Origin of the sequence: uncultured Sulfitobacter sp. (assembly GCF_947499945.1) — a bacterium.
GTDB lineage: Bacteria > Pseudomonadota > Alphaproteobacteria > Rhodobacterales > Rhodobacteraceae > Sulfitobacter.
The window spans coordinates 77806-90104 of sequence record NZ_CANMQD010000005.1 but is presented as its reverse complement, the minus strand read 5'-3'; the positions used below and the strand labels follow the sequence as shown (position 1 = coordinate 90104).

Here is a 12299-nt window from a genome sequence, read left to right as displayed (position 1 = left end):
GCTATGCTGCGACTCTGGAGTGTAAAGTTGTTGAAGGCAAGCTCTCCAAATGGAGTTTCCATCGGCGCAGATAGGATTTCAGAAGTTTTTGCTGCGTTGCCTCGTCGGTCGAGGGCGGCAGTGCTTTTAGAATGCGGAGCAGTTGGAAACTGTTTGGAGGTTTTTTCCAATGGGCTTGCCACGAAGCGTCGAGAGCTTTGATCAAGACTTCCAACGTAATTTTGGAGGTGACAAGCGGAACCAAGGCTTCAGCTGCTTCGTCAAAATCCTCTGAGATTTCCCGTCTTTGGGCAAACGCCTTCAACGCAGCTTTAATATCCGCGGATATAACAGGGTTTGAGGGAGCGGTATTCTCCACATATATTTGGGTTTCATGAATCATTTTTTCAGTAGGGCACCGTGAAAAAGTTGGGTAGGGTGCATTGCCAACGGCCTTGCACCACTCATCAGCTAGATTTGAATGATCACTGACCAACTGTTGTTTTTTATGTATATGATTTTTAGTTTTTAACGGGCGTACAGCTGGCTGAACGCTGCGTTCAGGTTCTTTGTGCTGCGGTGTAGGGTCTGTTTTTTGCTCAGCACCCAATCCTGCACGCCATTTTTTCCAAAAGGTTACTGTATAGCGCAGACGGTAGTTGTAACCGTTCGCCATTTTCTGCTCTTCGGTAGTCAGTACACCCGCTTCGCGCAGCTCCGCGATGTATGTCGAGATTGAAGCGCGGGAGCGTCCAAGACGGCGGCCGAGTTGGGCAAGGGAGGGCCAGCATTGGCCCGAGGTGTTTGCCATGCGGCAAAGCTCGGCCAGCGTTCGAAAGGCGGCCGGTGTTAGATCGAGGTCAAACAGGGCGACCGGAAAGGCTACAAAGCCTTTATTAGGGTCACAGTTCAGAATTTTAGACATAAAAGCTCCATGCACCGCAGGCAGGGCTTGCGGCGATTCGGGCGCAATGATACTGTCAGGAACAAGCAAACGGACAGTGTCATTGCAGACATTGACGGACAGGGCTCGGATGGCTGCAACCATTCGAGCCTTTTGTTTTATGGGGTATGTCGGGTTTTCTGCACCTCCCTGATCGGTTTCACCTAGTTGCCACCGCCGAAACTATTTTGGTTTCATCGGTGGGCAGTCTGCCTCTTGGAGGGTGTACCCCCTCTTAGTCCGTGTATTAGGGCATATTTGTTGTCAAATGCAATGACTATTCGATCTCAAGCCTGTTGAGAGCGCTGACGGAGTTCTCCGTTGCGTGGGTCGTAGGTATTCTGGAAATGCAGGGGGTCATCGAAATGCCTTGACTTGTGGGGCCGTTACTTGGGCGATAGCGTATCCAGTATAATGTCGCAGGAGACCAAGATGAATAAAATTGCAGTTGTCACAGGGGCAGCAGGCGGAATGGGTCGTGCAATCGTTGCGCGTCTGATTGCAGATGGCATGCACGTCGTAGGTCTGGATATTGACGCCGGCGGATTGGAGGAGCTGGGTGCTGATCCTGCGTTTACAGGGATCGTTACCGACCTCACAAAGAGTGCTGCGATTGCGGATGCTTTTGTGCAGATTGCCCGTGACCATGGCGGAGTTGATGCTTTGGTCAATAATGCTGGTACCTGCTTCATGTCGGAATTTCCTCATATTCCCGAAGATGAGTTCGAGCGGCAGATGGCGCTGAATTTCTCGGGCGCGTTTCATTGTTGTCAGGCTGCGATCAAGCTGATGGCGGGGCGCGAGGGCGTGCGCAAGATCGTCAATATCTCGTCCAACGGGGCCTATAATTTCGATGCATTTGACCCGCCGCATTACCGCGCTTCCAAGGCCGCCCTCGATACGCTGACCAAGGATCTGGCGCGGCGCTATGCCACCGACAAAATCGCGGTGAACTCCATTGCGCCTGCCATGACGGAAACGCCGCTCTTTGGTGTGGTGAGTGCAGAGGTGCTGGAAAAAGCGATTGCGCAAATGCCCCATGGCCGTGCGATGCAACCGTCCGAGATTGCCGGCTGGGTCGGATTTCTGATCTCTCCAGCTGGCGATATCTCAAGCGGGAATGTGATTATTTTGAATCAGGGACGTGACGTGCGGTAGGGTGCGCGGAATTTTTGAAAATTCCGTTTCAGGTGCAAACGCGAGAACGGCTATTTGAACCAATCAGGTGCTTTGCGCAGGGTCGGCCATTGCTCGGGGGAATGGCCGAAGATGACAAGCGCTTCGCGCTCCTGTGCCAGCTTCATCAGGCGCGCCCCGTGATGGATGGCAAGGGGCACATCCCATGACCCTGCAAATTTTTCGTCGATCTCGCTCGCTCGGCTGATCGCATCGGAGGTCAGCAAGACGGGCCCTGTTTGCGGCAGGTCAACCATGAACGCCAGTTGGCCCGGTGCATGACCGGGGCAAAGATAAACCTCAAACCCGCTTCCAAGAGAAAAGTCTGCGTCCACCAGAAGGTATTCCACCTCTGGCCATTCCATCGCCTGCCTGCCCGACCAATAAAGCGGGCGGGGCAGGGCGCGTTCTGCAGTGGCTATCAGTATCGGCACATCGGGAAAGGCGCCCATATGTCCGACATGATCGATGTGGGTATGGCTTTGGATCATCATCGTGATGTCGTCTGGCGCAAGGCCCAGCTTGGCTAGCTGTGCGACGGGCATATTATCAGGGGTGACCGACAATACACGGCCAAAACTGCCGAGATCGTCCTCTAGGGTCGCCGCCTCCGCATCCTCGGCGTATTTTTGCGGAAAGCCTGTGTCGATGAGCACTGTCTCATCTGCGTCCGTTTGGATCACAAAACCGCAAATGCCGATGATGCGGCCATTGGCGTGGACCTGAAACAGGCCGTAGTCCAGTACCGCCAGACGAATGGGTTTGCCCTTTAGGTGCGCATGGTTTCTCATGGGTTGAGCAAACGAGGACGCGATATGAAAGTCAAGATACACACGCTGTTTCAATACCTTCTTGAAACCACGCAAAGCACGCCCGAAGCGATTGTTGGGTTTTCGCTGTCACAGTCGCCACGCCTCGGGGATTTTCTGGACGAATTGGACCCCGACCTGCCGCTTGACTGGAACAACCGTGATTTCAGCGGTCTGCCGGAATTAAAGGAACATGTGCTGCGCCAAGCGGGGCTGGAGGGGATTTGCACGCCTAAAGATGTGCTTATCACTGCAGGGGCGGCGGAGGCCAATTATCTGGCGATCATGCAGACGCTTCAACCTGACGACGAGATTGTGATCGAGACGCCGGGCTGGCCGCAGGCCGAAGTGCTTGCAAAAGCGATTGGTGCCAACGTGGTGAAGGTCACGCGGAGCGAAGCGAACAACTGGCGTCTGCCGCTGGATGAGTTGGCCGAGGCGATCACCCAATGCACCAAGATGATATTCCTTAGCAACCCGAACAACCCCACAGGTGATGTTCTGGACGATTCCGAGCTGCGCAAGATTGTGCAGATGGCTGATCGTGTGGGCGCGTGGCTCTTGGTGGATGAGGTTTATGCTGGTCTGGAATGGGACGGCCCACGTGCGCCATCAGTGGCGGGCATGTATGCGCGGGGCATCACCACGGGCTCAGTGAGCAAAGGGCTAGGGCTGCAAGGGCTGCGCACGGGATGGATTATTTGCCCTGATGCGGGGCTAATCCACGATGCTGTGATTCTGCGTGAAAATTCCTCGGAAATCATGAACATCATGGGAGAGGTCATCGCCGAGATCGCTCTGCGCCCCGATCGGTACGGCCCTGCGATGGAGAAGGCCCGCGCCGAGGGACGGGCCAACCTTGACCAGATGAACGCGTGGGTTGATGCTCATGAAGCTCTCAGCTGGGTCAGTCCCCGCGCGGGGTTGATCGGGCTGGGGCGTCTGCCCGAGGGCGTCGAGAGTGATCCGTTTGCGCGTTTTTTGTTGGGCGATCCCTACCGTACCTTCCTGCTCCCGGGCAGTGCGTATGATGAGCCGAACCATATCCGCCTTGGTGTGGGCGGTGGTGCTGCGGTCAATTTGGAGGAAGGTCTGATCCGGCTGGCGCAAGGCCTGCATGATTATCAGAAGAGATAGGGGAGGGGGGCGACGCCCAAGATCAGGGGATGCAAAATGATGAGCACCACATAGGCCAATAGGCCAAGCCCTAGCCTGATGAAGGTGCCGCGCGGATTTTGGAGCTTTGGCGGGAAAGGTGCTGCGCGTACATCTTGCAAAAGTACTTTCCACTGTGTCGCTCCCGTCACCCGCCGGTTGCGGCGATCAATAATTGTGCAACCCAAAAGGGCAAACGCCAAAAATATCCCGAACATGATCACATGAGCCAAGTCCCCGTTGGGTAGCAGATGCAACCCCGACCAAAGCGCCAGAGCGACAAGCAAGGGATGGCGCGTGAAGCGGATGATGCCAGCGTGAGCGGGGTCGAAGGTATGGTTTTTTCTGCCGCCAAAGGAAAATGGATTGGGTCGCGCAATTGTGAGCGCCAGCAGCAGACAAACCGCCAGCATCCCAATCCCCACCACATAATGCTGCCAAACTGCTTGGGGCCAGAGTTGGACATAGGGTGCATGTGCGGCCGCTGTGATCACCGCTCCGAGCATGAATAGTGACAAAGCCGAATAGGCCAAGGAAAAGCCTCGGGCTCCGAGAAGCCCTTGCAACTGCGCTTTGATATTCGGGCTAATTGGCACCGTGTGGGTAAGAAAGAACCCCGCAAATGTGAGTGCAAAAACAGGCCAGCTGATCATCGCTTAGCCCTCCTTTTTACGCAGAAGAGAAGGTCCCATTAGCACGGCAAAGCCACCAAATGCGCCAATCCAGAACACAGCAGAGAGTGAATAAAGCACCATGGCGCCCGCTGGCCAAATACCTGCGCAAAGGCGCATTACCACAGCGGCGATTACACTCCCAAATATGGCAACGATGGCAGGGCTTGCCTTTAAGTCCTGACCGGTGTGGCCCAAAGTGGCGCGTACCATCACTGCAAGCGTCATAAGGGCAAACCCGCCCGCCATCCACAAATGCTGGGCGCTGCCTATGGCAATCAAATCCGGTTGAAGGATCGCAAAACCCTCGCTCAACGCACCCAGCGGGATCATCAGATATGCCAAATGCAACACCCAAAGGAGCGGTTCGGACAACGTGTTTATACCCTTCCAGCGCGCAAGCCGCATGATGTGCAAACCAGCGATCAGCACCAGTGCGACACCGCTGATTTTCCCATCTGGCATGAAAACCCAAATGCCAAGAGCGAGAGCGGTCACGACCAGTGTCGCCTTGTCGAACCGCTGCATTGGCGGTGTGGGTAGATCGGTCTGGCCCTGCTTTATCATCCAGTTACGGGTGAAGGACGGCACAATCCGCCCGCCAATCACACTTATCATAATCAAAATTGATACAACACCAAGGCGCATACCGACGCCTTGGGCCGCTATGCCACCGTGTGCTGCATCCAGATGGAAGAGCAAGTTTGCAAAAGTAAACACCGCGAGAAGCACCAGAACGATGAGGTTTTTCCAGTTTTTACCCACAATAATCTCACGCAAAATGAGACCACTCAAACCAACGGGAAACAATAGATCAATGGTTTCGGGTAGGCCGAGAAGGAGAAGGGCAGATATGCCGATCGCGACCCTTCCAAGTATCCAAATCCCGAACAAGGCGGCAAGCCGCCAGCCGACTACTGGCAGACGACCCGTCCAATTCGGCACGGCCGTGAGCAAAAAACCGGCGATGATCGCCCCCAGATATCCGAACAGAAATTCATGGGCATGCCATGAAACAGGATCAAGCCGTGTCGGTAATGTCAGTACATCAGCCAGCATTGCAATCCAAAGCACCATAGCAGCCGCAGCCCAAATCGCGCCGAACAAAAAGAACGGGCGAAACCCGTAGGAAAACAGGGCAGGGCCTGCCCATTGACGCATTTGTTCGGTTGAGGTCATGGGCGTCGCTTTGCTGTGTTTCGGGAGGTTTTGACCACGGTGCCTGTGGTGTCGCAGGTAAAGCGTACCCGCAAATCGCCATGCCAAAAGGTCAAACGATGTGTTCTGGTGTCCTCGTCCACTCCTGTCTCAAAAGTGCTCGTTATGGCCCCGCTGCGCATCTCTTCAATCACTTCTGCAGCACGAAGCCCCAGCACCTCACCCAGATCATGGGCGTCGATTGTAGGGTTCTCTTTGGTCAGGTCGATTTTCATTGGTCTGATTTATCCATCAAGCTGCGGATATGGTGGGCAAAGGCCCATGTTGCTGGCACGCCGATGAGGGCGCCTAGTACAATTGACCATACCGAGGAGAGGACAGGTAGGCCAACCCAACTGCCGATGAGAGAGGCGAAAAACACGTTTGTTGCCATTGCCCCCGTCGCGAAGGGATAGAGCACCAGTGCAATTTTGCGCAGGGACCAGCCGCTTTGGGTCATTTTCGCGCCACCAGCTTTGCCACCAGTACAAGCGCAGCGATTAGCGCGATGGAAGCGATGGCAAACCAGAATTCAGCGGTGGCTGATTGGGCCTGTGGGATGGGGCGGTTGTATGCTTCGGCCAGCGCGGGCAGGGGCAGGGCCATGGCGCAAAGCGCAATGAGGTATCTCATCTTAAGTCTCCTGAGTGAGTTGTCGGTAAATATCGGGAAGGGCGCGGGTGAGCCGTGCAGGGTTGGGCAAAAGCGAGAAACCACCGCGCCCGAAAATACGCGCAAACCAGTCTTGACCGTCTTCATCAATGATAACCCCGTGCAGGGTTTGACCGCTGCGTCGCGCTTCGCGCACGGCCATGTGACTGTCTTCGATGCCGTGTTGGCCCTCATAGTGGTCGAGATCGTTTGGCTTGCCATCGGTCAAGACGATGAGCAACTTTCGTGTGGCAGTTTCCTTGGCCAGATGCGCACTCACATGGCGGATCGCGGTGCCGAGCCGAGTGTAATGGCAGGGCCGCAAAGCGCCAATGTTCTGGGTGACTTCACCTGACATGGGCGTGTCAAAATCCTTGCAACGGGTCACAAAAATGCGATCGCGTTTGAGTGAGGAAAACCCCCAAATGCCAAAACGGTCGCCAGCCGCGTCAATGCCGCCTGCCAGCGCCGCGAGCGTTTCGCGGGCTACGTCGATGACTGATGTCTCGCCCACTGCTGCTTCGGTTGAGCGGGAGGTATCGATAAGGAAAGCCACAGCCAGATCACGCTCCACCTGACGGCTGGCTTGCCAGATGCGATCACTCCCCTGACCCGTTGCTTGAATCTCCGCACGGCTGGCGATGAGCGCGTCGAGGTCAAGCTCGGGCCCGTCGATCTGGCGCGGGCGCAGAATGCGGCGGGGGTGCAGCCCTTCAAACTGGCGGCGCACCTCGCGCATTAGGCGTGGATTGGGCGCAAACGTCTCACTCGTGGCCTGTGGTGGCGCTTCCAATACGCGGCAGTGGTCGGGCATATAACTGCGGCTTTGGTGGTTCCACTCAGGGTAGGTGAACTCCCCTGCCAACGCTTCATGGTCCGCATCAGCGGGCGACAGGTCGAGGTGGAGGCGCAGGCGGGTCGCGGCGCGTTTGTCGACTTTCGACAGCGTAATTTCGTCCTGATCATCTGCGGCCTTCTGGGCGTTCTCGTCGTCGTCATCATCGACAGAGCGGTTTAGGTTCATGGACTCGACCCACGACAGGATCGATTCAAAACGGTGCAGGATAAAGCTGTCCTTGCGGTTGGCCTCGCCGCGATCCTTGCGCATGCCAAGCTTGCGTTTTGTCATGGTGGCGGTGGGGGGCGGGGCATCGGTTTCGGTCGCCTCCACGGCGGCGTCGCCTCCGGTGGGAGCGTTAAAGTGCAGCCAGATTGGAACAGATTGGAATGGTGTATAGGTGCGTGACTTTGGCGTTGGCGTCACGGTACACACACCATTGAGTTGATTGCGAACAGCACATTCCATTGCGGCTTCTGCGGTTGGAAGGGTCTGCGGTTGGCGCCCTGCAATAACGTGCTGAACCATGTTGCCATATGCGCCACGCAATCCAGCGCACTGTGCATAGGCGCGGTCCCCTGCATGCGCGTTCATGGCAATCTGCGCTGCATCAAACGCTTGGCGGCCCTCGTCGAGGAAGGGTAGGGGCATTGCCTCCAGATCGGAACAGGCGGCGAGGGCGGTGAGCCAGAAGTATGCAGCGCGGTTTAAGGCGGCGTCGGAAAAATTGTCGATAAGGGGAGGCAGGCGCAGGCCGCTGCCGTCAAAGCTGGAGACATAGTGTTTGTCACGCTCCACTGCCACGCGGCGGCGCAGTGTGCGGCGATGTTGGACCAGTTGCGCAGGCGCTTCGGACAACTCGACACCCGCAGCACCGCCCAAGGCGCGAAACAGCACGGCAAGGCTGGTGCGAACAGCAGCCAATGTGACGGCGGCGTCGGGGTAGGAGAGATCAGCACCCATCCCTTCGGCCATATCGTGCCAAAGCTTGCCGACTGTCTCCTCCGGCTCCATCAGGTCAAGGGGGTGCAGGTCCATCGCAATTATCCGAACGTGGCGGCGACGAGGTCGCGCAGCGCTTGTTGGATGTCCACATCATCGCTGAGCGGCTCGATGATAGCGGCCTCAATGGCGGTATCAAACCCCATACCCGCACTTATCAGTGTCGCGGCATAGATGAGCAGACGGGTGGAGACACCTTCCTCCAGATCCATACCCGACAGACGGCGGATTGCACCGCCCAAACGGACCAGACCTGCAGCACGCTCAAGGCTAATTCCGCTTTCCTCGGCCACAACTTTTGTCTCGATCGCAGACTCTGGAAAATCGAAGCTGAGCGACAGGAACCGTTGCCGCGTGGAGGGTTTCAATCGTTTCAGCACGTTTTGGTAGCCGGGATTATAGGAGGCCACCAACATAAACCCTTCGGGCGCATGCAACTCCTCTCCCGTGCGATCAATCATTAGTGTGCGGCGGTTGTCGGTGAGCGGGTGCAGTACCACGGTCACGTCCTTGCGGGCTTCAACCACCTCGTCGAGATAGCAGATCGCCCCCTCGCGGACTGCGCGAGTGAGAGGCCCGTCGACCCATTCGGTCTCTCCCCCTTTGAGCAGATACCGCCCGATGAGGTCAGCGGCGGAGAGGTCATCGTGGCAGGCCACGGTATAGAGCTTGCGACCAGTCTTGGCGGCCATGTGTTCGATAAAGCGGGTTTTACCGCAGCCCGTCGGCCCCTTCAGAAGAAGGGGCAAACGGTTGGCTTGGGCCATTTCGAACAGGGTACATTCCTGTCCGGTCTGGTGATAGTTTGGCACGGTTGCGGGATGTGTCATGGCGTTCATGATTATTCCCCCGCAATCGGTTGTGCCGGACCTGGCTCGATGATCTCTTTGTTGCGGATCACCAACTGGGAGTAGATGAACAGCAGCGCACCGATTACTACGGCAATCCCCGCACCAAAGCGCATGATGTAGAAGATCGACAAGCTGTCCTGCACTTCCATGTAATAATCACCGACGACCCGCTGCATATGGGTCTGGATGGTCCCGGCAAAGGTCAGCACGAAGGTCATGAATGCCATACCGCCGGTCATCAGCCAGAAACTCGCCATATTCAGCACTTGGTTATAGGGCTGTCGCTGGCGCAGGATCGGCATCGCATAGGTGAAGATCGCGAGGTTTAGAGCCACATAAGCGCCATAGAACGAGAGGTGCCCATGTGCCGCGGTAATCTGTGTTCCGTGGCTGTAGAAGTTGACGCCGTGCAGCGTGTGCAAGAACCCCCAGACACCTGCGCCAAAGAAGGCGACTGTACTAGACCCCAGTGACCATAGGAGAGCTGCTTTGTTTGGATGGTTGCGACGACCTTTCCAGACCATGACGAAGGCAAAGGACATCATCAGGAAGAATGGAATGACCTCAAAAGTCGAGAAGATCGACCCGACCCACTGCCAGTAACCGGGCAAGCCGATCCAGTAGAAGTGGTGACCTGTGCCAAGGATGCCCGAGAAGAGCGCAGTGGCCACGATGACATAGAGCCATTTTTCCACGACCTCGCGGTCCACGCCTGTCAGCTTGAGCAGCAAGAAGGCAAGGATTGCGGCCATCACGAGTTCCCATGTGGCCTCGACCCAGAGGTGTACAACAAACCACCAGTACATTTTATCAAGCGACAGGTTGTCGGGATTGATGAAGGCAAAGATCCAGAGCAGTGACAGCAGCCACAGACCCATCAGGAGGACGTTGGTGATCGCGGTTTTCTTACCCGCGAGTACTGTCATAGAGATGTTGAAGAGGAAGATCAGCGCGGCGACAAGAATGCCGAACTTGACCCAGAGCGGTTGTTCCAGAAACTCGCGGCCCCCGTGGATGCCGACAAGGTAAGAACCGACAGCGCCCAGTGTGCCGACCATAAGAATCGCAAGCTGGAGATAGGCGAGCTTGACCGAGTAAATCTCACGTTCCGATTCCTCGGGCACCAGAAAATAAGCGGCACCGAAGAAGCCCAAGAGCAGCCAGACGATCAGCGCATTGGTGTGGATCATGCGGATGATATTGAACGGCAACAGCTCTGACAGGAAGTTGGGGGAGACGTAAATCCACCCCGCAACAAGGCCGCCGATCACCTGAATGGCGAAAAGGGCCATGGCGCATACGAAATAGGCGTAGGCGACTTTTTGTGTTTCATACTTCATTTTTTATCCTTTCTCGCGCAATTTGTTCCGAAAACTGGCTTTCGCCTTTCGGATCGCGCTTGTCCCCTCAACCCGCTTCATTAGGCGGCCAGCCCTGCGTGTCGGTTTGATCTGCCCACCGCAAAAATTCCGCCAGACCGCGGATTTCTTCGTCGGTGAGGTTAAAGTTGGGCATCTGGCGGCGGCCTTCGATGCCGCTGGGCTGGGCGTTCATCCAGCCTTGCAATATCTCGAACGCGGCCTCTGGATCATCCATCACACCCCAGCGGGTCATGACATTGCCGACTTCGGGCGCGAAATACGCCCCTTCGCCGTGCAGCGTGTGACAGTTGATGCAGGAGTTGCGCTCCCAGACATGTTTGCCGAGGATGACTTCCTCGCTCAGCGGCATGCCAGCGGTTGATACGTTCACAACGTATCGATGCGATTGTGCCGTGAGCACGATAAAGATCACCACAAAGAAGAGTGACCCCGCATAGAAAATATTTCGTGCCCGTGATTTCGTGAGGATTTCGGCCATCCCTTAGCCCTCCAAATAGCTACATTGAAGCGAGGGATAGCAGCGCCCTTCCAGACGAAGTTTGTGCTGGCGCAACGTTTGGAGAGATTGGGGCGGTTAGAAGAGAGGAAGCTGAAAGGAATGGGTGTTATGAAACCGCCGCTCATGGACGACCCCGAAATGCCACTTGATACGTTGATGTCACTCTGGCCCGAGACGGTCTCAGTTTTTTTGCGTCACAAGATGCTCTGTGTGGGTTGTATGGTGGCATCGTTTCACACGGTGATTGATGCCTGTCGAGAATATGATCTGGATGAATGGGTGTTCCGTGCCGAGTTACATGCGGCGGTGGGTATCTAGCGTCAAGCGCCGCCAAGTACGACCAAGCGGTGCGGATCGCAGACGATGATCTTCTTGCGTTTGGAATTTACTAACCCGTCCTTTTCCCAAGCGCTTAAAAGACGGCTCACCGTATGGAGTGTGGTGCCAGTCATCTCCGAGACATCCTGACGCGTGATCGGGAAATCAATTTCGATTCCGATCTCCGTCTTTTTGCCTGACTGTTTGACCAGCCGCAGAAGCGCACGCGCGATGCGTTGCTCCACGTGTTGTGTCGACATCTCGACGATGCGGTTGTTCATTTCGGCCACGCGGTTGCCAACGGTCTTGTAAGTCTCGGTGGCAAATCCGGGGTAGTCTGTGACAAAGGAGTGCCACAGTGACGTTGGCCAGCACAGCGTCAACAGCTCCGAGGCGGCGATGGCTGTAGCAGGATAGGTGTCGCGCCCCAGCGAAGGGGCAATGCCGAACAACTGCCCTGCTGGAATATGTAGCGACGTGACCTGCTCTCCGTCGGGGGTGATCTTGACTACGCGGATGGTGCCGTCGAGCAGGAGATAGAAACTGTTCGCCGCAGCGCCCTCTTCAAACACAGATACCCCTTCATCAAAGCGGCGGCTGGTGGCGCGATCGAGTATTGCCCTGATCTGGGGCCGTTCCAAAAATGAGAACGGGGGCAGGGGGGCCAGAAGGCTCTCGTCTAATCTATGCACCGCTCGTTCCTCGTATCCCCGTACAAAAGCTTAGGGCCAATATCTGTCGCTGGCTAGTGTTTGTGCAGCGCCGACGCATCGCGCCAAAGGTTGCTCTAGAACAACGTTCGGGTCCGCACGAGGCGTATTCTGCCTT

Annotated in this window: 15 protein-coding genes; 3 read left to right on the top strand and 12 right to left on the bottom strand. The window is 56.2% G+C overall.

Annotated features, from left to right (window positions below; all coding sequences use genetic code 11):
- Position 1 precedes the first annotated feature (1 nt).
- Positions 2–1027 carry a helix-turn-helix domain-containing protein gene (locus Q0775_RS17430; RefSeq protein WP_298863994.1) on the bottom strand — a complete coding sequence of 342 codons (1026 nt, stop codon included), beginning with the start codon at positions 1025–1027 and terminating at the stop codon, positions 2–4.
- Between the two features lie 327 nt (positions 1028–1354).
- Here Q0775_RS17430 and Q0775_RS17425 point away from each other — a divergent pair, with 327 nt between their 5' ends.
- Entirely contained in the window at positions 1355–2080 is a 726-nt protein-coding gene (locus tag Q0775_RS17425) for an SDR family oxidoreductase (RefSeq protein WP_298863991.1), read from the top strand.
- Between the two features lie 50 nt (positions 2081–2130).
- Here Q0775_RS17425 and Q0775_RS17420 read toward each other — a convergent pair whose 3' ends face one another.
- On the bottom strand, positions 2131–2889 hold the full coding sequence (locus Q0775_RS17420) for an MBL fold metallo-hydrolase (RefSeq protein ID WP_298863988.1): 759 nt from the start codon (positions 2887–2889) through the stop codon (positions 2131–2133).
- A 24-nt stretch (positions 2890–2913) separates the two neighbouring features.
- Between Q0775_RS17420 and Q0775_RS17415 the strand changes: the two genes are divergently transcribed.
- A complete protein-coding gene (locus Q0775_RS17415; RefSeq protein WP_298863984.1) occupies positions 2914–4044 on the top strand; it encodes a pyridoxal phosphate-dependent aminotransferase in 1131 nt (376 codons plus the stop codon).
- On the opposite strand, the gene Q0775_RS17410 is transcribed toward Q0775_RS17415, so the two are convergent.
- The 9 genes from Q0775_RS17410 to Q0775_RS17370 form a co-directional block, all read right to left on the bottom strand.
- Positions 4032–4715, bottom strand: a complete 684-nt coding sequence (locus Q0775_RS17410; protein WP_298863981.1) for an NnrU family protein — start codon at positions 4713–4715, stop codon at positions 4032–4034. The genes Q0775_RS17415 and Q0775_RS17410 overlap by 13 nt on opposite strands.
- 3 nt (positions 4716–4718) lie before the next feature.
- A complete protein-coding gene (locus Q0775_RS17405) occupies positions 4719–5912 on the bottom strand; it encodes an NnrS family protein (RefSeq protein WP_298863978.1) in 1194 nt (397 codons plus the stop codon).
- Positions 5909–6166 (bottom strand): DUF6522 family protein, encoded by a 258-nt coding sequence (locus Q0775_RS17400; RefSeq protein ID WP_298863975.1) that lies wholly within the window; start codon positions 6164–6166, stop codon positions 5909–5911. Before Q0775_RS17400 ends, Q0775_RS17405 begins: the two co-directional genes overlap by 4 nt.
- Positions 6163–6390 carry an NnrT protein gene (locus tag Q0775_RS17395; RefSeq protein ID WP_298863971.1) on the bottom strand — a complete coding sequence of 76 codons (228 nt, stop codon included), beginning with the start codon at positions 6388–6390 and terminating at the stop codon, positions 6163–6165. The genes Q0775_RS17400 and Q0775_RS17395 overlap by 4 nt, the downstream gene beginning before the upstream one ends.
- Positions 6387–6563: a protein NnrT gene (locus Q0775_RS17390; RefSeq protein ID WP_298863968.1), complete on the bottom strand. Its 177-nt coding sequence runs from the start codon at positions 6561–6563 to the stop codon at positions 6387–6389. The genes Q0775_RS17395 and Q0775_RS17390 overlap by 4 nt, the downstream gene beginning before the upstream one ends.
- Position 6564: 1 nt before the next feature.
- Positions 6565–8457 (bottom strand): VWA domain-containing protein, encoded by a 1893-nt coding sequence (locus Q0775_RS17385; protein WP_298863966.1) that lies wholly within the window; start codon positions 8455–8457, stop codon positions 6565–6567.
- Between the two features lie 5 nt (positions 8458–8462).
- Complete coding sequence (locus Q0775_RS17380) at positions 8463–9260, bottom strand: CbbQ/NirQ/NorQ/GpvN family protein (protein ID WP_298863964.1); 798 nt, start codon at positions 9258–9260, stop codon at positions 8463–8465.
- A gap of 2 nt (positions 9261–9262) precedes the next feature.
- Positions 9263–10612 carry a cbb3-type cytochrome c oxidase subunit I gene (locus Q0775_RS17375; RefSeq protein WP_298863962.1) on the bottom strand — a complete coding sequence of 450 codons (1350 nt, stop codon included), beginning with the start codon at positions 10610–10612 and terminating at the stop codon, positions 9263–9265.
- A 67-nt stretch (positions 10613–10679) separates the two neighbouring features.
- A complete protein-coding gene (locus tag Q0775_RS17370) occupies positions 10680–11132 on the bottom strand; it encodes a cytochrome c (protein ID WP_298863960.1) in 453 nt (150 codons plus the stop codon).
- Between the two features lie 129 nt (positions 11133–11261).
- Between Q0775_RS17370 and Q0775_RS17365 the strand changes: the two genes are divergently transcribed.
- On the top strand, positions 11262–11471 hold the full coding sequence (locus tag Q0775_RS17365) for a DUF1858 domain-containing protein (RefSeq protein ID WP_298863958.1): 210 nt from the start codon (positions 11262–11264) through the stop codon (positions 11469–11471).
- 2 nt (positions 11472–11473) lie between these two features.
- On the opposite strand, the gene Q0775_RS17360 is transcribed toward Q0775_RS17365, so the two are convergent.
- On the bottom strand, positions 11474–12163 hold the full coding sequence (locus Q0775_RS17360) for a Crp/Fnr family transcriptional regulator (protein ID WP_298863956.1): 690 nt from the start codon (positions 12161–12163) through the stop codon (positions 11474–11476).
- Positions 12164–12299: the final 136 nt, after the last annotated feature.

What these genes read in the sequence shown, in the direction of transcription:
- Q0775_RS17410 (WP_298863981.1), bottom strand. Translation starts at nt 4,715, where the DNA reads ATGATCAGCTGGCCTGTTTTTGCACTCACATTTGCGGGGTTCTTTCTT.
- Q0775_RS17385 (WP_298863966.1), bottom strand. Translation starts at nt 8,457, where the DNA reads ATGGACCTGCACCCCCTTGACCTGATGGAGCCGGAGGAGACAGTCGGC.
- Q0775_RS17420 (WP_298863988.1), bottom strand. Translation starts at nt 2,889, where the DNA reads ATGAGAAACCATGCGCACCTAAAGGGCAAACCCATTCGTCTGGCGGTA.
- Q0775_RS17400 (WP_298863975.1), bottom strand. Translation starts at nt 6,166, where the DNA reads ATGAAAATCGACCTGACCAAAGAGAACCCTACAATCGACGCCCATGAT.
- Q0775_RS17430 (WP_298863994.1), bottom strand. Translation starts at nt 1,027, where the DNA reads ATGGTTGCAGCCATCCGAGCCCTGTCCGTCAATGTCTGCAATGACACT.
- Q0775_RS17415 (WP_298863984.1), top strand. Translation starts at nt 2,914, where the DNA reads ATGAAAGTCAAGATACACACGCTGTTTCAATACCTTCTTGAAACCACG.
- Q0775_RS17365 (WP_298863958.1), top strand. Translation starts at nt 11,262, where the DNA reads ATGAAACCGCCGCTCATGGACGACCCCGAAATGCCACTTGATACGTTG.
- Q0775_RS17405 (WP_298863978.1), bottom strand. Translation starts at nt 5,912, where the DNA reads ATGACCTCAACCGAACAAATGCGTCAATGGGCAGGCCCTGCCCTGTTT.
- Q0775_RS17370 (WP_298863960.1), bottom strand. Translation starts at nt 11,132, where the DNA reads ATGGCCGAAATCCTCACGAAATCACGGGCACGAAATATTTTCTATGCG.
- Q0775_RS17395 (WP_298863971.1), bottom strand. Translation starts at nt 6,390, where the DNA reads ATGACCCAAAGCGGCTGGTCCCTGCGCAAAATTGCACTGGTGCTCTAT.
- Q0775_RS17375 (WP_298863962.1), bottom strand. Translation starts at nt 10,612, where the DNA reads ATGAAGTATGAAACACAAAAAGTCGCCTACGCCTATTTCGTATGCGCC.
- Q0775_RS17380 (WP_298863964.1), bottom strand. Translation starts at nt 9,260, where the DNA reads ATGAACGCCATGACACATCCCGCAACCGTGCCAAACTATCACCAGACC.
- Q0775_RS17390 (WP_298863968.1), bottom strand. Translation starts at nt 6,563, where the DNA reads ATGAGATACCTCATTGCGCTTTGCGCCATGGCCCTGCCCCTGCCCGCG.
- Q0775_RS17425 (WP_298863991.1), top strand. Translation starts at nt 1,355, where the DNA reads ATGAATAAAATTGCAGTTGTCACAGGGGCAGCAGGCGGAATGGGTCGT.